Origin of the sequence: Chryseolinea soli (assembly GCF_003589925.1) — a bacterium.
Classification (GTDB): domain Bacteria; phylum Bacteroidota; class Bacteroidia; order Cytophagales; family Cyclobacteriaceae; genus Chryseolinea; species Chryseolinea soli.
Genome location: NZ_CP032382.1, coordinates 5,692,469 through 5,710,585, shown reverse-complemented (window position 1 = coordinate 5,710,585; position 18,117 = coordinate 5,692,469). Strand labels below are relative to the sequence as shown.

General features: G+C 52.3%; 11 protein-coding genes. 4 read left to right on the top strand and 7 right to left on the bottom strand.

Annotated features, from left to right (window positions below; genetic code table 11):
• Nucleotides 1-2: 2 nt before the first annotated feature.
• Together D4L85_RS24000 and D4L85_RS23995 are read right to left on the bottom strand one after the other, a co-directional pair.
• Nucleotides 3-2,066, bottom strand: a complete 2,064-nt coding sequence (locus tag D4L85_RS24000) for a YCF48-related protein (protein ID WP_119756699.1) — start codon at nt 2,064-2,066, stop codon at nt 3-5.
• Between the two features lie 94 nt (nt 2,067-2,160).
• The gene (locus D4L85_RS23995; RefSeq protein ID WP_119756698.1) at nt 2,161-4,260 is read right to left on the bottom strand and encodes a T9SS type A sorting domain-containing protein; all 2,100 of its coding nucleotides are present in this window, start codon (nt 4,258-4,260) and stop codon (nt 2,161-2,163) included.
• Nucleotides 4,261-4,519: 259 nt separating this feature from the next.
• Between D4L85_RS23995 and D4L85_RS23990 the strand changes: the two genes are divergently transcribed.
• The 4 genes from D4L85_RS23990 (at nt 4,520) to D4L85_RS23975 (ending at nt 9,623) form a co-directional block, all read left to right on the top strand.
• Nucleotides 4,520-5,650 (top strand): M23 family metallopeptidase, encoded by a 1,131-nt coding sequence (locus D4L85_RS23990; RefSeq protein WP_160143959.1) that lies wholly within the window; start codon nt 4,520-4,522, stop codon nt 5,648-5,650.
• Between the two features lie 124 nt (nt 5,651-5,774).
• Nucleotides 5,775-6,275 carry an RNA polymerase sigma factor gene (locus tag D4L85_RS23985; protein ID WP_119756696.1) on the top strand — a complete coding sequence of 167 codons (501 nt, stop codon included), beginning with the start codon at nt 5,775-5,777 and terminating at the stop codon, nt 6,273-6,275.
• Complete coding sequence (locus tag D4L85_RS23980) at nt 6,250-7,236, top strand: FecR family protein (protein WP_119756695.1); 987 nt, start codon at nt 6,250-6,252, stop codon at nt 7,234-7,236. The genes D4L85_RS23985 and D4L85_RS23980 overlap by 26 nt, the downstream gene beginning before the upstream one ends.
• Nucleotides 7,233-9,623 (top strand): carboxypeptidase-like regulatory domain-containing protein, encoded by a 2,391-nt coding sequence (locus D4L85_RS23975; RefSeq protein ID WP_119756694.1) that lies wholly within the window; start codon nt 7,233-7,235, stop codon nt 9,621-9,623. Before D4L85_RS23980 ends, D4L85_RS23975 begins: the two co-directional genes overlap by 4 nt.
• A 95-nt stretch (nt 9,624-9,718) precedes the next feature.
• Here D4L85_RS23975 and D4L85_RS23970 read toward each other — a convergent pair whose 3' ends face one another.
• The 5 genes from D4L85_RS23970 to D4L85_RS23950 form a co-directional block, all read right to left on the bottom strand.
• Entirely contained in the window at nt 9,719-13,192 is a 3,474-nt protein-coding gene (locus tag D4L85_RS23970; RefSeq protein WP_119756693.1) for a ThuA domain-containing protein, read from the bottom strand.
• Between the two features lie 242 nt (nt 13,193-13,434).
• Complete coding sequence (locus tag D4L85_RS23965; protein WP_119756692.1) at nt 13,435-13,734, bottom strand: AtuA-related protein; 300 nt, start codon at nt 13,732-13,734, stop codon at nt 13,435-13,437.
• Nucleotides 13,731-15,053, bottom strand: a complete 1,323-nt coding sequence (locus D4L85_RS23960) for an acyclic terpene utilization AtuA family protein (RefSeq protein ID WP_119756691.1) — start codon at nt 15,051-15,053, stop codon at nt 13,731-13,733. Before D4L85_RS23960 ends, D4L85_RS23965 begins: the two co-directional genes overlap by 4 nt.
• On the bottom strand, nt 15,050-16,345 hold the full coding sequence (locus D4L85_RS23955) for a CitMHS family transporter (protein WP_119756690.1): 1,296 nt from the start codon (nt 16,343-16,345) through the stop codon (nt 15,050-15,052). Before D4L85_RS23955 ends, D4L85_RS23960 begins: the two co-directional genes overlap by 4 nt.
• Before the next feature lie 254 nt (nt 16,346-16,599).
• Nucleotides 16,600-18,117, bottom strand: a complete 1,518-nt coding sequence (locus D4L85_RS23950) for a carboxylesterase/lipase family protein (protein WP_119756689.1) — start codon at nt 18,115-18,117, stop codon at nt 16,600-16,602.

The window sequence follows — 18,117 nt, the reverse complement described above, 5'->3', positions numbered from 1 at the left end:
GTTTATTGTTTTAACCGGATGATGCGAGCGACGTCATGTTGCTCGCCCAGGGTTATTTTCAGGATATAGAAGCCCTCGGGCAACGTATCGATTTTGACATCGGTTGTAAAATCGGCCGCATCTTTTGTTGCCGCACCTTTTATCAACGCCATACCTTCTGTTGACATAATGGAATATTCGACCGCACCCCGGTAGTTGTTTTCGACATGGATCTTGAAGGAAGATGCCGTCACGGGGATCGGGTACACCGAAATCCTCCCGCTCGACAACGTTTCCTCTATTGCCGTAATGATAAATGATCCCTGGGCGGAGCCTTCACAGTCAATATCATCTTTCACCGTGACGGAGTAAACTCCATTTCTTGTGGCCGGCAGTCTTGGGGCGTTGCCGCCGTCTGCCGCGGAAATGGGTTCGTCTTCAAACGACCACTGGATAAAGGCGGGGGTACAATTCGAGCAATTGGCAATCAGGTCATCGTCATCCTGGGAGATCTCGACGAGGGGCATGGGATGCACGGCCACATCGAAATGCACGCTATCGGAATTGCATTGTGCCGTGGTGATGCTGTACCGGACCGTTCCCGCACTTGGTGTTTCCAGGGTTTGGTTTATCGTGTTGCCGATGCCGTCTTGTTGTCCTTCGACTTCCCCCGAAGCCAGCGTTGCCACCCACTGAAATGTGGCCGGAAGGCTTGAGCTTATGGAAATGGCCGTTGTTTCACCATTGCACAGCGCAGAGGAACCGGTCACCGTAACTTGTGGCGTATCGGCATTCACCGAGACCGGAAGGTCCAAATTTACGGTGCAATTTGGATTGGTGACTTTCAAGTGTATGGCAGCGTTGGCGGCGTCCAACCATTTGACCTTTACATGATTTTCAGTACTTGCCCCTTGTATCGTGCCGCCGGTAACCTGCCATTCATATTCACCCGCGCGAATCTCGGTGGCAAAGAAATCCTGGACCGATCCCAAACACGCGTTGGTAGACACGCCGATGGCGGGCGCGACGGGAATAAGCGTCCAGTCGGTTCCTCCATTGGTGGTTCGATAGAGCACCGTGCCGAAGTCCGGATATGGATTCCGTATGGCCATGGCCATAATGCCGTTTTGATCGTCAAAGAAATGCATGGCTTGCACTCCCATTGGATAGTTGGCATCCGGGATAGCCAATTTTTTCACGACACTTCCCCCACTTTCAACTCTCTTGATGTCGCTAGGCCAGTCCCATGAATGCAGGTAGAATACATTAGAAGCCAGGCAAATCTTTGTCGTGCCCCGCGCCTCCTCTATCTTTTTCCAGGTGGCACCTCCGTCTACCGATTTCAGGAGGCCAAACTTACCAGCTGCATACCCCGTATTCTCATCGGTAAACGCCATACTTCCAATAACCGGGGTTTGAAACAGATCATCTTTAATAAGGGTGTTGGTATAGGTAGCCCAGTTGTCGGTCGATTTGAATAAACCCGAAGCGTCGCTCGTGTTGTTGCTAAACCACCATGCGAAACTTGAACTTCCGACAGACTGTATCGAATATATTCTTTGGGTACGGTCGTCAATAAGCGTGGTCCAGGTTTTCCCTCCATCGGTTGTTCTTCTTAATCTTCCGTCTGTAGCGTAGTAGATATTTTCATCAAGAAGGGAAACGGAAGCCGGTTCCCCCAAAATTAGATTCCATGTTTTACCACCGTCGGTTGTCTTCAGCACGCTGTTTGATGCCCCTAGCAAGCCGAGTTGGTCGTTTAGAAATTCAATATCCCCAAAACCCTCTGTATCGGATGCCAGAATAGGTACCCAACTTGCTCCCCCGTCGGTAGTCTTGTACAATCGGTGCCCCGCGGAAAGGAAACCGACATCGCTCGATATGAATTCTATGTCGCTGATAAACCCGTCAAATTGCCACAAACATTCAACTGCCAATCCAGTGGAAGCACTTTTCGTTCCTTTCAGGAGCGTGCCGGATTTTGCGCTAAGATCACCGCCTAACGCGCCCGATATCCAACAAGTTAAAAGACAGATGAAAACTACGGGGTAATGGCTGTTCGACAATCGGAGTACATTTTTAATCATTGCCTATAAACATTTTGAGTCATTAAAGTAAAAAGAATCCAGGGTCTTTTTTCGAGCCGGCATAGTGCTTCGAATGAAAAAAAACTAAAAGGTTTTATTGTTTCAACCGAATGATGCGCGCGACGTCGTGTTGCTCGCCCATGGTTATTTTCAGGATATAGAAGCCCTCGGGCAGCGTATCGATTTTGACATCGGTCGTAAAATCGGATGCATCTTTTGTTGCCGTGCCTTTTCTCAACGTCACACCCTCCGTTGACAGAATGGAATATTCGACAACACCCCGGTAGCTGTTTTCGACATGGATGTTGACGGAAGATGCACTCGCGGGCACCGGGTACACCGAGATCTTCCCGCTCGACAACGTTTCGGCTACTGCCGTAATGATGAATGAGCCCTGAGCGGAGCCTTCACATTCGATATCATCTTTCACCGTGACAGCGTATACTCCATTTCTTTTGGCCGGCAATCTTGGGGCGTTGCCGCCCTCCGCCGCGGGAATAGGTTCACCTTCAAACGACCACTGGATAAACGCAGGGGTGCAATTCGAGCAAGTCGCGATCAGGTCATCGTCATCTTGGGAAATCTCGACGACCGGTGTAGGATGCACGGCCACACTGAAAGCCACGCTATCGCTGTTGCATTGCGCCGTGGTGATGGCGTAACGGACCGTCCCGGAAGTTACTGTTTCCAGGGTTTGGTTTATCGTGTTGCCCGTGCCGTCGTGCTGTCCCTCAACTTCCCCCGAAGCCAGGGTTGCCACCCACTGAAAGGTGGCCGGGAGGTCGGAGCTTATGGAAATGTCTGTTGTTGCACCGTTGCACAGCGCGGAGGAACCAGTTACGGTAACTTGAGGCACGTCGGTATTCACCGTAACGGGAAGATCCAGATCCACGCTGCAATTGGGATTGGTGACCTTCACGTGCACGGCGGCGTTGCCGGCATCCTCCCATTTGACCGATACATGATTTTCTGTGGCTGATCCTTGGATGGTTCCCCCGGTGACCTGCCATTCATACTCACCTAAGTGAATATTTGTAGCAAAGAAATCCTGGGTGGATCCTAAACACGAATTGGTCGTCACTCCGATGGCGGGCTCTACAGAAATCAGGTCCCAGTCGGCTCCTCCATTGGAGGTTCGGTAGAGCACGGTGCCGAAGTCCGGATATGGATTCCGTATGGTCATGGCCATAATGCCGTTTTGATCGTCAAAGAAATACAATGCGCTTACTCCCCGCGGGTCATAGGTATCCGGGACATCTAGTTTTTTCGCAGTACTTCCGGCATTTTCAATTCTTTGGATATAGAACGGCCAATCCATTGAATATAAATAGAAGACATTAGGGGCCAAAGAAATTCTCTTCGTGCCCGCCGATTCCTGGATCTTATTCCATGTCGCACCGCCATCCTCTGTTTTGATAAGATCGTATTGACTTCCGGCATACCCCGTGTTTTCATCTGTAAATTTTACGGAAAAGACCGGGTTGAAAGGGCGATTCACAATGTCGAAGCTGGTATAGGTTGCCCAGTTGTCCGTCGATTTAAAAATACCCGAAGTTTCACTGCTATTGATGTTAAACCATGCGGCGTAGCTGATGTTCCCGAAAAACTGAACGCTTTTCACTTTGATCGTGCCCTGATCGATGAGCGTTTCCCAGGTTTTGCCCCCGTCCGTTGTTCTTTTTAACGTGCCGTCGATAACATAGTAGGTGTCTTCATCAATGAAGTAAACAGAGCTATAGGTTACGAAGGTCAAAGGAGGCGCCTCCAAAATGGGGTGCCACGTTTTGCCTCCGTCGATTGTCTTAAGCACTCTACGTTCTCCGGATACTAAGCCGAGTTGGTCATTTAGAAACTCAACATCAGTAAAGGCGCCTGTCGACGACGCCAGCAGGGGCACCCATGTCGCCCCTCCATCGGTGGTCTTGTACAACTGACCCAAGTCCCCGGCAATAAAACCGACATCGTTCGATACGAATTCTATGTCGTATATATATCCTTCAAATTGCCATACACAATCTAGTGCCAGGCTCGCGGCCGCAGTTTTCTTTCTCTTCAGAAACTCACCTGATTTTGCGTTGACATCGCCGGCTAGCGCCCCCGATACCGAACAAGCTAAAAGGCAGATGAAAATCATTGAGGCCAGGCGTCGCTCGCGGTAATGGCTGTTCGACAATCGAAGTATATTTTTAATCATAGCCTATAAACGTTTCGAGTCATCAAATGTAAGAAGAATCCAAAATCTTTTTTCGGGTCGGCGGGCTGTCACGACACGATCGCTCAAAAATCCACAGCCGGTCACCATTTGGAAGAAGTCTTTCGTCCAACCCTGGGTTGGGGTGGTCGACATTTTAGAGACACGGTTTTTGAGGATTAGGTTGGAATGAGAATAGGATTTGTGCTTATCTTCGCAAACGTCCATTGCGTCTCCTGACATGATCTCTAAGCTGCGCTTTATGACACTCCTTAAATCTTTGCTACTGGCCTTCTGTGTCGTCGGCGCATACAAAACGCTTGCCCAACAACATCCGGTGGCCGATCTGAACGTGCTCTGGACACCCGAGCCCACCGTGATCGACGGAAAACGGGTGGCCTACTATGAACTTCGGATCGTGAGCCAGGTTCGTGATTCGTTGGCCCTGAAGGCCTTGAAAGTGATCAATTCCAGTGACCACTCCGTTGTGGCTTCCTTTAACGAAGAGGATTTGAAACACCGTTTTCACAACGAAGACGCAGACGGCAAAGAGAAAAAAGGCGTATTGAACCCCGACGCCTCCGGTGTTATTTACCTGGAGATTGTCCTGCCCCAGACCGATGGCGGCGTCCACCTTCTCCACCAACTTGACGTTGTGGCTGTGGACGGCCAACCGAAAGGAACCTACACGCTCCAGGGTGGCAAAATTCAACGCTCGAAAACCTCACCGGTAGTGCTAGGCATGCCGTTGCGGGGCGGGCCTTGGGTGGCCATTTATGAGCCCTCCTGGGAACGCGGGCACCGCCGCGTGATGTTTACCACCGACGGCGAACAACACATCCCCGGCCGCTTTGCCATCGACTTCATCATGCCCGACCAACAAGGACATTTCTCGAACGGCAACAGCGACTCGACGCGAAATTGGTATGGCTACAGCGCACCCGTGCTGGCCGCCAGCGATGGCGTGGTGGTGGCTACCCGCATCGATTTTATGGAGAGCCTCACCTTGTCGGCACACCCCGACTATCCTTCGTCGAGAGCCACGGGGAATTATATTGCCATCGCCATCGACAACAACCGGGTCGTATTCTACGAACATCTTAAACCGGGTAGCATCACCGTGAAGTCAGGCCAACGCGTAAGGAAAGGCGATGTGATCGCCGCCATTGGCTTCACCGGTCAGACCACCGGTCCCCACTTGCACTTTCACGTGGCGGATCGAAACTCGCCGCTGGGTGCGGAAGGCGTTCCGTTTGTGATCGATACGTTTAGTTTGTTGGGCGCCTACACCGATCCTGCTGGACTTGGCGAGCAGCCATGGACACCTTCGGAGAATAAGAAAGTGGTGAAGGAACATCCCGGGCCAAACACGGTGATCATGTTTCAACCTTGAGGTCAGCCCTTTTTCACCAGGGCTGCAATTCGTCCCGTTTCCGCTTGCCAGCGCCCGCTTGGCAATCCTGAAAAAATACGTTTCTTCCTGTTATGTTTTTCGATTTTCACCGTCTACTACCCGGATGCATTCAGAAGAATTCAAAAACAACGTTCTGCCGTTAAAAGGTGCCTTGTACCGGTTTGCCAAATCGCTGCTGGCCAATGCCCAGGACGCGGAAGATTGTGTGCAAGAGATCTTTCTGAAGCTATGGACAAAAAGAGCGTCCCTGGGCGCAGTGGTGAACCTGAAGGCCTACGCCCTGCAAATGACGCGCAACCAATGTCTCGACAAATTGAAAAGCGCGAAACGCGACATGCTGGATGCCGAACTCGTAACGATCGCCGCTGACGTCAATCTCCACGGTCAGTTGGAGGCTCGCGAAGCGGTGGCGTATCTGGAACACCTGGTGAAAAAACTGCCCGAACTTCAGCGCGCGGTTATTCATTTACGAAGCATTGAAGGACTTGAAATAAATGAAATCGCCGAAGTAACCGGAATGCGTGTGGATCACGTGCGCGTTACTTTGTCGCGGGCACGGATAACGCTCCGTCAACAATATGAAAAACATCGCGGCCATGAATAAAGAACAGCTGGACGATCTGATCTCGAAATATTACCGTGGTGAAACCTCGTTGGAGGAAGAAGAGACTCTTTTCGCCCATTACAACGGTTCCCCTATCCATACATTATCCGACCCCGGGCAGGCACAATTCACTTATTTTAAAACTAAAAAAGAAGAAGAGCCTAGCGCAGCCTTTGTCAACCCGGTGGAGTCACTCTGGATGGATAAGCCAGCGACGAAAGCCATCCATTTCCGCCTGCTGTTTCGAATAGCTGCCGTCGTTATTGTTGCGCTTGGTTTGGGTTGGTATTTTCTGGCAGAGAAAAACGCGAGGAGCATACATACCGTGAGAACAAAGGCCGGAGAGCAAACCCGGATCGTTCTGCCGGACAGCACGGTGGTGTGGATAAATGAAATGACGGAACTGCAATACGCCAACAACTTTCAGCAACGGCAAAGAAATGTTTGGTTAAAAGGAGAAGCTTATTTTGAAGTGCACAGCGATACGTCAAGGCCATTTATAGTGCACACCGGAAAAGTTTCCACAACGGTAGTGGGTACCGCGTTTAACCTGAGAAGTTATGATAACGAAAAGATCATAGCGCTCGACGTCACACATGGACGTGCTCATTTCGGGGCAACTCAAAAAGTTGATGTACAACAGGGGCAAGGCGCGCGTTTCGATTTACGGCGCTATCAGGTTGAAACCATGGCATCAAATCCGAACGCCAACGCATGGAAAACGCGGCAGCTTGTGTTTGAAGACACCGCCATGCAAGATGTCCTTCGTGATCTGGAACATTACTTCCATGCGCCGTTCGAAGCCGAAGATCCGGTGCTGCTCCATTGCCACTTCAAAGCAACCTTTCAAAACGCTACCGCCGAAGAGGTTCTCGACGTGATCGACTATAGTCTGCACATTCGCCATTCCTTCCAGGACGGAAAGTATATTTTATCGGGGCAAAATTGCGAAGAACAATGAGAACACTCCTGGTCGTCGTATCATTTCAAATCCTGTTATGGGCCAGCCTGGTGGCCCAGGACCTCAACAGGGAAATTTCTATTTCCTTTCAGAATGTCCCCTTTGAGCGCGTGCTTTCGGAATTGGGCGAGCAGTATGATCTAAAATTTTCCTATAGCCGGGAACGGGTTGGACTGAATAAAAAGATAACGCTTTCCGTCGAACAGGTTCGTTTGAATGATGCCCTGGAGAAAATCTTCAAACAGGCGAACGTTGAATACAAGATGGTGGGCGAACAGATTGTACTGAGAAACAAAAACAACGCAGATAGCGATATCGTGGTAGATGGAAAGGTTCTGGACAACCGCTCTGGAACTCCCCTACCCCTGGCATCCATACGGCTCGATCAAACCAGTCTGGGTGTGGCCACCAATGACGATGGAGCGTTCGTTTTACATATCCCGGCACAGCATCGCAGCAACAAAATAACCGTGTCGTATGTTGGCTACCGGTCACATCATCTCTCTGTATCAAATGATGAAAATTCGTTGCTGATACGGTTGGAGCCGGAGACAACGCAGCTCAACACGGTTGTGGTCACTTCAAAAACCGGGCATTCCATTCTCGAGGAAGCCATTGCCCGCATCCAGGAGAACTACGATACGGGAAAAGTTAAATATACGTACTTTATACGGGACCTCGCCGTCCAGGACGGTGATCCAGTAGAAGCGAGTGAGACAGTTTACCAGGCGTACCGCGAATCCGCTGCCCCTTCGGCAGAGCGGCAGATCAAGGTCGTGAAAGGACGACGGGTGAAAGACTTCCATGCCATTCAGAGCATCTTGCAGACCTTTATCCGTTGGACCGGATTCGAAATTGGCCTCGGCACAGACATCATCTTTTCTGCCGATCTGAAAACACAAAATAATAGCGACGAATTTCCCGGGTCAAATTTTCTAAAACAACACGACTTCGAACTGCTAGGAACAAGCCTGCTGGATGACCGGGAAGTGTATGTCATTTCATTCGATCAAAAAGATGCCTACAAAAACAAAGCACTGTACAAAGGAAAATTCTATATCGACATGGAAAGCCTCGCGTTTGTCCGCACCGAAACGGAACTTAGCCCCAAGGGCATAAAGCACGCAAAATTCTTTGGAACTTCGAAAGCAGCGGCGGCCCTTTTTGGCTACTCCCGTTGCGCCGTTCTTGGTCAAAAGTCCATCACCACCTACAAGGCCTGGCAAGGCAAATGGTATCCCGCCAGCATTGGCGTGAGCTGGAATGCCAGCTTGGTGAAACCAAAAACGGATTTCTTTGCCGACATCCTTTTGACCGGCGACGTCGTCGTGACCGACATTCAGACCGGGAATGTTAAACCCTTCAACAGTTCCGAAGTGCTTAGCCCGAAAGATCAACGCAACTGGGAATATCTTTATCAGTTCGCATTTTGGGATGGGATCAATGCCGTTCCGCCGGATGCTACGATGGAAAATGCGTTTGAGACCATCGCACGGAAAAATAAAAAATACGGGCTTGACATGAATTTCTGGAGACGGTATCAACCTTACAAAAGCGATCATGCCCTCCTGGTGCGAGACTCGATATTGTGCCAACAAGTAACGGCGAGCACCTCGAATTCTCCTAGGGCAGTCTTTTCTCATCCTGGAGATGACAACAAACTCTTCGCGCCAAAATATCCGCCCCTTAACCGTACGCTCCCGACCAAACACTTTGTGATCCATTTCCTTGCCGGGGACTCGGCGAGTGCTCAAGACGTAGCCTCCGTTGTGGAAAAAAATTATGCGCGGGTGCTGGGTAGTTTTGGTATCGACAGTTTGCCACGACCGATTCACGTGGAGGTCTATCCCGGTGTGGAGAACTATCATTTTGCGATCGGGCGTACAGGAGCACCCGACAGCGACGTTGGCATGGCGGTGGATGAGGAATTATTCAAAATGGTTTCTCCCGGTCACCCCGGAAGCTATCACACACGTGAAAGCCTGCTTAAAGCCGCAGTCCACGAGTTTGCGCATTGTGTGCACTATCAATTCATCGCCCGCATGAGCGCGTCCAATATCAGCCAGTTTGAGACAACCGACGACGCAGCCTGGCTCTTCGAAGGCATGGCCAGCTATGTGGCACAACAATTTTATGCTCCTGAAAAATTTGAATATCTGCGCACGGGACCATACCCGACCCTGAAAGAGCTGAATGATGTGGACGGGAATGGCAAGATATACGATGTTGGCTTTCTCCTGATCGAATTTATAGAGACTACCTGGGAAGAGGAAGGCTTACTGAATTTGCTTTCCGAGAATGGCGATGTTAAAAAAACGTTTGGTCTGAGCGAAAGCGAATTTGAGAGCAGGTTTTACAACTATGTCAAGCGTAATTTTCTAAAATAATAGTCAACGGCACAGATCAACACGTCTCCCTCAGAAACCCCGTTGATGTCGTGCCACGTTGCCCGGGCACAACACCAACAAGTTTCTTTGAGATCCTATTTCATCGCCACCGCCGAGCTCTTCGGATTGTAGCTTAAATTGATTTGCATCAACACATATAACATCTGGCCACCGGCTGCTTTTTCATTCTTGTACAGGAAATATACATCGTGAAAACCGGAGACCGGTTTCAGTTTCGCCACTGCAATCGTCGGTGCCGCGGGGCTGGAGCCGGCGCTGACCGTGGGGACAATGACAGAAGATTCGCCGATCACTTCACCCGTAGGACTGTCGATGCGCACCTCCACGGTACCACCGGTCATGCCGTATTGCTTGGGCGCTGAGGCGACAAATGTCGCCGCGTCCACACCCGTCATGTCGAAGTGTTTGAAGCCTATATAGGAGTTGTGCTTCTGACCGATCATCATCGTGAAGGGCGTGTCGGGAAGCTTGAACTTTTGGATGCCATCATTGCTATCGGCGCTGCCGGCATCAATGGTGGCGCTTCGGAGTGTCAGCGTTTTTTCAGCACGGGCCGGAGGCAAGCCATTGGCACCTTTGTCGGAGTAGGATGCACGGATGAGGTATACGCCGCCGGCACCCTCACCTTTTTCAAGTTTGGTGACGTAGGTACCCTTCGCGGGTAATGACGTTTTTACGATGGGCGATCCCAGGCTCAACACATAGCTCACCATTTCCTTGGCATCGGGCAACGAGATCTGCGGGTGGGCCGCCATGTTCACTTCGCCCCAAACACCGCCACCTCCGTCGATCACCTTCTTGGCCAGGCGGTCGGCGGCCTTGGGATCGTCTTTGTATTTTTTGGCCACATCCATATACATCGGGCCAATGGATTTCTTATCGATCAAGTGACACGACTTGCAATCGCTTTTCTCCATCAACGCTTTGCCTTTGATGAATTGCGCGTTGTCGTCGGCGTCGAGGTGGCCTTGCACGATCTGGGTTTTGTCAAACCCTTGCGCCAGGTAATCGATGTTGACCGAGATCTGGTCGGCTGCGATGCCGTTGTCGAGTGTGCCGTCTTCCTTGTCGCTCACCTTCACTTCATAGTCGAACGATTGGTTGGGGAAGAAGAAGGTCTGGTTGCCGCGGGTGATGTCGAAGGTGACTACGGGCGGTTCGTTGCCTGCTTGAATTTCCAGCTCGCGGGTGGTCTTCTCTCCTTTTCCATCGTCCACTTCAAGCGTGGCCTTGTAGCTACCGGGTTTGTCGAACGTGTAGTCCATGTCGGCTTCGTTCTTGGTGGCCACTTCTTTGCCGGCGCTGTCGCTGATCTTCCAGGTGTATTTCAGCACGTCGTGGTCATAATCTTTTGTTCCCGTCGAGGTCAGCTTCACGGTCATGGGCACGGCGCCTTGCGGCTTGTCCACGGCCATCTGCACCATCGGCGCGCGGTTGCCGCCGTTGTATTCGATCTTCACCAGGCGGGCGTCGTCGTTGCCCTGGAACCAGGCGGTGCCATACTCCAGCATGTAGAGATCGCCATCGGGGCCGAAGTCCATATCCATAGGATTGCTAAAGCGATGGCTGGGCATGAAGCGCTCCATGGAAACGTAGTTGCCTTCGTTGTCCATGGTCACGGCCATTACCCATCCGCGCATCCATTCATAAATAATGAGTTTGCCGTCGTAATAATCCGGGAAAGCTCTCTTCGCGCCTTTGAAATCGGAAGCGTAAAATACCGGGCCGGCCATGGCGGTCCGTCCACCTTTGCCCACCAGCGGGAACTCTTTCGACTCGTCGTAAGGATACCAGATAAACGCCTTCTGTGCGGGTGGCAACTCCGTAAGCCCCGTGTTGTTCGGGGAGTTGTTGATCGGTTTTTCAGGATTGAATTTCTCACCCACTTTCTTCGTGGCAAAATCGCGCTCGTAGTAGGCTTGGTTGTCGCCTACAAAATAAGGCCATCCAAAAAATCCGGGCTTGCGGGCCTGGTTGATTTCGTCGTAGGCTCTGGTTCCGCGGCCCACCGAGTCTTGTCCGGCATCCGGTCCCACATCGCCCCAATAGAGAAAGCCGGTGTGTTTGTCGATGGAAATTCTGTAAGGGTTTCTTCCGCCCATCATATAAATCTCGGGACGTGTTTTCTCCGTACCTTTTGCAAAGAGGTTTCCTTCGGGAATGGTGTAGGTTCCGTCAGCCTCAGGATGAATGCGGATCACTTTGCCGCGAAGGTCGTTGGTGTTGGCCGAACCTTTCTGGGCATCCCACGGGCTTCTTCCCGGACGTTCGTCGATGGGCGCATACGCCGTGTTGCGCGGGCTCGTGTTGTCGCCTGTGGAAAGGAATAAGTTTCCGTTGGCATCGAAGGCAATAGACCCACCGGTATGGCAGCATTGCTCGCGTTGTGTCTTCACTTCCAGCATCACTTTCTTCGACTCCTCGTTGAGCTTACCGTCTTTGAATTCGTAGCGCGTCAAAATGTTTTTCGCCTCGTCGCCGGCCGGGGAATAGTAGAGATAGATCCAATGGTTCTCGCTGTACTTCGGGTCGATGGCCAGCCCCAGCAAGCCGTCTTCCGCTTCGGATTGGCCGCCGTCTTTGAATTTATATTTTGTGCTGACCGCGATCTTTGTCACCAGCTTGGTCTTGTTTTCGGTGGGATCGTAAAGTTTCACGTTGCCTCTTCGCTCCACAAAAAGAACCTGGCTGTTGGGAAGCACGGCGAGTTCTACGGGTTCTTCCAGTTTTTCGTCCAGCACAATTTTGGTGAACCGGTTTTCTTCGGGCACGCGTTTCGTTTTCACAAGTTTATAGTCCAGCTCCACGGGTTTGTCGCCACCCAGCACGTATTGCAAGCCGCCCCAAATGTGTCGCTGCACCAGCGGATCCTGAAAGCTTTCGTCGGTGTGGCCCATCGCAGTGTAGAAGGCACGGCCGCCGTCAAATTCGTGATACCATGCCATGGGGTGGTCGCCGTTGTTGGTGCCGCCTTCGTAGGACGTTTCATCGATCTTCACCAACACATGGATCTCGGGGTTGATGTTTTTGAAGTTGTAAAATTCATCGGTGCGCTGCCACTTGTCGGGCAGCGAATCCGAGGCGGGATGTTTGTGATCAACCGTCAGGAAATCGGCCGTCCGCACGTTCGGGTTGTTGGGGTGGCTGGTGAAATAGGCACCGGCCAGTTTGCCATACCACGGCCAATCGTATTCCGTGTCGGTGGCGGCGTGTATGCCCAAGTATCCTCCACCCGCCTGGATGAAGCGTTCAAAATCGTTTTGTTGTTCCTGGTTGAGCACGTCGCCAGTGGTACTCAGAAAAATCACAGCGTTGTAATGCTTCAGGTTGTCTTCGTTGAAGTTGGCCGCGTTCTCGGTGGTGTCCACCGCGATGTTGTGTTTTTTGGCCATCGTCTTTATGGCCTCAATTCCCGCACCGATGGACTCGTGACGGAATCCCGCAGTTTTGGTGAAGACCAGGATGCGGACCTCGTGTTTTGGTTTGCTGCACGACAGCGCCAGAAACATCAGGAGGATGGTGAATAAGCTTACGTTTTTTTGGGTCATAGTGTGGAAAAACTATTGTGTAACTTTGACACAATATAAAGTTAATTCGGGAAATTGCAACGAGGATTGGGGTGGACGGTGATGGTGGGTTTGCGCGCGCTCCTTCGCTGAAGCTCCCGTCTTCGCTAAAGCTACGACGGGCAAGTCGGCGGGCAAGCAAAGAAATCGATAAGGTTAGCTCGAATTTCTGAAAGGAAACGAAGGTATTCTGTGCAAAAGGCGCCAGACGGATTATACCGCGCTTAGATCTCCATCTGTAACAAAGCGTAACTTAGCGTTTTGCCGTGCGCATCCATTCGCGACGATGTGGTGACGCCGCCGCCGAGGGCGTCGTGACACACAAAGAGCAACGACGCTATATTGGGAGGCTCATAGCGGACGATGTCGCCTTTCACGATGTCTTTGAAGTGTTCTTTCACCTTTTCGATCGTCACCTTTTCGCAAAGGAGCGGATAATCTTTTAAGCGGTAGGCGATGAGCGACAGGGTGAGCGTGTTGCCCTTGTCTCCTGCCCTGCTGTGGGCGATGTCGTAGAGTTTCATGCCGTTAACAAGGTTATGTGATGCGTCACTTTGTTTCGTGGGATCAGGGTGGATACGATGCCCACCACCTCCTGCACATATTTTCTCACACCTCCGCCACCACCGGGTCCATTGGTGTACAGGGCTTCCACCTCCTCGCCAACGCGCGACGCTTGCTGAAACGAAGGCGATTTGCCGGCAACGCGAAGCCGTACTTCATAAGGTGTGTTCGCTTGGTGAAGCCGGTCGTCGTGCACGGAATTCTGACCGATGAGATCGATCCGCAGTTCCGGAAATTCGTCCTTCAATCGCTCCCGCACAATCTCTCCCGCCAGCCGGGCGCGCGCTACAGCATTTGATCCCGCGTAGGTGATCTCTCCTTCGCCGAGATGGAAGGCTTGGTAGCCTACACTTACTTTATAGGTGTCAGGCTTTTGTTTTCCACTGCCGCCGGCAACCTGCACGCGGTTGCCACCCAGGTCGGTCAATTGCACCGATGTAAAATCAGCAATAACATCGGGTGTAAAATATTCGTACGGGTTCACCACCTCATAGAGCAATTGCTCCTTGGCCGTTTGCAAATTGATGATACCTCCGGTGTCATCGACTTTTCCAATAATGCCCTGACCATCCGGCCAGACATCCACGAACGGATGACCCAGCACAGCCATGCCGGGAACATCTTTCTTTCCGGGATCCGCAAAGTAGCCACCGGTGATTTGCCCGGCGCATTCCATGAGGTGGCCCAACACCGTGCCCTTGCCGAGCAGGTCATAGTGATCCATCGACCAGCCAAAACCAACGATCATCGGCGCAATAAACAACGACGGGTCTGCCACGCGGCCGGTGATAATAATGTCGGCTTCCTGCTGGATTGCCTCGATGATGCCTGGCGCCCCTAAATATGCATTGGCCGACAGCAGCGGACCGGAATCCACCAAAGGCCGGCCGGTCTCCAACGCTTTGTCTTGCGGATCGATCTTGTCCAGCACGTCATCGCCGGTAACCGCCGCTACCTTCACCTTCACATTTTTGCGTCGTGCGATCTCGATAATTTTTTGTGCAGCAGCCAGCGGGTTGGCGGCTCCCATGTTGGTGATGAGCCGCACCTTGTTTTGCAAAAGGGGAACGAGCAGCGACTCGATCCTTCGCTCCAGCAACGGGTCGTAGCCTTGCAACGGATCCTGCCGTTTTCTTTTTTGTGCCAGGGCAATAGTGCGCTCGGCCAGGCATTCCAACACCAGGTAATCCAATCCTCCACGCTCCACCAAAACCAGCGAGGGGTCAAGCCGGTCGCCGGAGAATCCTGCGCCACATCCGATCCTGATCTTTTCTTTCATAAGTGTATCGATCCGGTTAGCAACGCCACGAGCGTCATCACCAGGGTGGTGCCCATGGCCCATTTGAAAACAAATTTCTGATGATCGCCCAGGTCCACTTCGCATAAGCCCACCAGCAAAAACGTCGACGCCGTTAAGGGGCTCAACGGAAAGCCTACCGTCATTTGTCCCAGCAACGCCGCGCGCCCGATCTCCAGGGGATTCACCTGGTAGTGTTGTGCTGCTTCGCTCAACACCGGCACCACGCCGAAATAATAAGCATCCGGTGTAAACAGCAGGCTCGAAGGCATACTCGTGATGGCCGTCAATACCGGGAGCAACGACGCATGCTGTTCGGGAATCAGTGACACCAACGACGAAGCCATGGCATCGATCATCTTGGAGCCGGTAAGAATGCCGGAGAAAATTCCCGCCGCGAAGATCATGCTCGACACCATAAAAATGTTCGCACCGTGACTTTTCATCACGCGTTGTTGATCTTTTAGTTTTGGATAGTTGATGAGCAGTGCCAGGCAACTGGCGATCACAAACAACACCGGTGTGGGCACCCAGCCTTTCATTAGAATAACGATGAGCGAAACGGTCATGACCGCGTTGACGAGGATCAGCTTGGGTCTGCGGAGCGATCGCTGTTCATCCGTAAGAGAAGTATGGTGATCGTAGTCCAGGTGGACTTTTCCCAACCGCTTTCGTTCTCTGCGCCCCAGAATATAGGCCACCGCGATCACCCAGAGGGCGCCGCCGATCATGGCCGGAATGTTGGGATTGAAGAGCTCCGTAGCATTTGAGTTCAGTGTAGCCATAGCACGCGCCGACGTGCCCGACCAAGGCACGAGATGCATCGGGCCCACGGCCAACGCGACAATGCCGGCTAATACAAGGCGATCCATCTTCAGTTCTTTATAGATGGGAAGAAAGGCGGAGATCACGATCATGAACGTGGCCGTGCCATCGCCGTCGAGGTGCACGATCATAGTGAGCAAGGCAGTGCCAATCACCACGCGCAACGGATCGCCTTTCACCTGGCGGATGATGAACGCGATCACCGGGTCGAACAATCCTACGTCGAGCATGACGGCAAAGTAGAGCACGGCAAACATGAGCAGGATCCCGGTGGGTGCCACTTGCTTGATCCCTCCCAGCATCATCTCGGCCAGTTCCTTCACGGAAACACCCGCGAACAAGCCGAAGACAATCGGAACAAGCACCAACGCCGTGATGACCGACAGTCGTTTCGTGATGATCAGTACAAGAAAAATGGCAATGGTGGCAAACCCGAAGAGCGAGAGCATGAGATCTATTTTTTAGTGCATTACAGTTTTCAATCTTTCGTATCCCTGCTTGCCCGTCGTAGCTTTAGCGAAAGACGGGAGCTTCAGCGAAGGAGGGCGTCTCCGGCCAACCCATCTCCGGGACGCAAGATGATAAAGCCGGCGACGTATTCCATTTTCCCTTTGCATTTCCGGGGAGCCAGCTGGAAATCTTATAAGGTCTTTGTTGCCCTGGTGAATGGAGCTACTTCGCCGTGTGCTTTATCGGGTATTCTTTATGGGTTTATGGATTTTATAAATTCAAATTCTGCCGCATACTTTCCCGGCCCGGCCACGGAGACAGCGCCCAGTTCCTGGACATTGCCCGTGGTGGCTTCATATTTTTTCCATTCCGGAAGACCCTTTCCATTGGGATCGCCTGTCTTCACAAAATTGATCCAATACGACGACATGTATGCCTCCACCTGCAGATCCGCTTCCACCCAAGGACGGTCCCAAAGTTTCAGCGTGTGCAGCGCAAAAGGAACTTCGGAAGTATGAAACGCCCCGTAGTTGGGGAAGCCCGGTTTATCGGTGGGCACGTAGGTAAATTCATACACGTACGTGTTGTGCTGATTGGATAACGCCCACGCGCGATCGGGATAGCCTGCAAACTGGAGCAAGGCCAGCTTGCGCTGTGATACTTTGGCGCCCGCCTCATCTTCGGCAGGAAAGAGCTTCAGGAATTCGGCACTGCGGTTGCCATAGCGGGTTTGCGCCGATGCCTTGAATTGGGTTGGCGATTGAATGTTCCCCAACACGAGGTCGGCATCGCCCGTCACCCACCCGGCCACCACGGGCACATCGTTGTGTTGTTTGTTCTGGAAGATCGACTTCACATCGGCCGGCAACACATAGCCGTCGACAATGGGAAAGAATGAACCAAAGGGCAAGGTGTTGGCCAATGCCAAAAGGCTGTCGGCGGATAAACTGCGCAAGGCGTCAATGGATTCCGAATTGATTTTCTTCAACAACGCCACCCCCGTCTTTTCCGCTTCGTTCAGCGGCATCGATGGCCGGCCGGTCATGGCGCCGCTTTCGGCAATGGCACCGTGAAAGAGACCCTTCGCCAACGGACTGGCTACCAGCGATTGCACGGCCATAGAACCGGCCGACTGCCCGGCGATCGTCACGCGGGAAGGGTCGCCGCCAAAAGCAGCGATGTTGTTCTTGATCCATTGCAAAGCCGCCACCTGGTCCAGCAACCCATAGTTGCCGGAACTCTCGTGCTCCGACTCGGCCGTGAGTTCGGGATGGGCCATGAATCCAAAGACACCCAGCCGGTAGTTGATGGTGACATACACGACTCCTGCTTTTGCCAGCGCCTCGCCATCATACACCGGACAAGCTCCTGATCCCGACAAAAAAGCTCCGCCGTGGATCCACACCAATACCGGTCGTTTTTCTTCCGGCGATTTGGCAGCGGTCCAGACGTTGAGGAAAAGACAATCTTCGCTCAATGGTTTCGCGGGTGTGATAAACTCCTCCGACCACATCATGAACGGCTTGGGATCATTTTGTATGGGACTGGCACCAAACGCCACACAGGCCAGGGTGTCGGCCCAGGGTTTCACCGGTTGTGGCTCACGCCACCGGAGTTCATCCACGGGAGGTGCGGCAAAAGGAATGCCTCTGAAAATATGAACACTATCCTTTAGCGTTCCCGAGATCAACCCGCCTTCCGTCTTCACAACACTCCATACGTCCTGACGCGCCTGCTCTTTTGTGGAGCAGGCTGCGCAGAGGACGGCCAT

Bases quoted from the DNA above. Each gene is read 5' to 3' on its own strand.
- D4L85_RS24000 (WP_119756699.1), bottom strand. From the start codon at position 2,066: ATGATTAAAAATGTACTCCGATTGTCGAACAGCCATTACCCCGTAGTT.
- D4L85_RS23995 (WP_119756698.1), bottom strand. From the start codon at position 4,260: ATGATTAAAAATATACTTCGATTGTCGAACAGCCATTACCGCGAGCGA.
- D4L85_RS23990 (WP_160143959.1), top strand. From the start codon at position 4,520: ATGACACTCCTTAAATCTTTGCTACTGGCCTTCTGTGTCGTCGGCGCA.
- D4L85_RS23985 (WP_119756696.1), top strand. From the start codon at position 5,775: ATGCATTCAGAAGAATTCAAAAACAACGTTCTGCCGTTAAAAGGTGCC.
- D4L85_RS23980 (WP_119756695.1), top strand. From the start codon at position 6,250: ATGAAAAACATCGCGGCCATGAATAAAGAACAGCTGGACGATCTGATC.
- D4L85_RS23975 (WP_119756694.1), top strand. From the start codon at position 7,233: ATGAGAACACTCCTGGTCGTCGTATCATTTCAAATCCTGTTATGGGCC.
- D4L85_RS23970 (WP_119756693.1), bottom strand. From the start codon at position 13,192: ATGACCCAAAAAAACGTAAGCTTATTCACCATCCTCCTGATGTTTCTG.
- D4L85_RS23965 (WP_119756692.1), bottom strand. From the start codon at position 13,734: ATGAAACTCTACGACATCGCCCACAGCAGGGCAGGAGACAAGGGCAAC.
- D4L85_RS23960 (WP_119756691.1), bottom strand. From the start codon at position 15,053: ATGAAAGAAAAGATCAGGATCGGATGTGGCGCAGGATTCTCCGGCGAC.
- D4L85_RS23955 (WP_119756690.1), bottom strand. From the start codon at position 16,345: ATGCTCTCGCTCTTCGGGTTTGCCACCATTGCCATTTTTCTTGTACTG.
- D4L85_RS23950 (WP_119756689.1), bottom strand. From the start codon at position 18,117: ATGGCCGTCCTCTGCGCAGCCTGCTCCACAAAAGAGCAGGCGCGTCAG.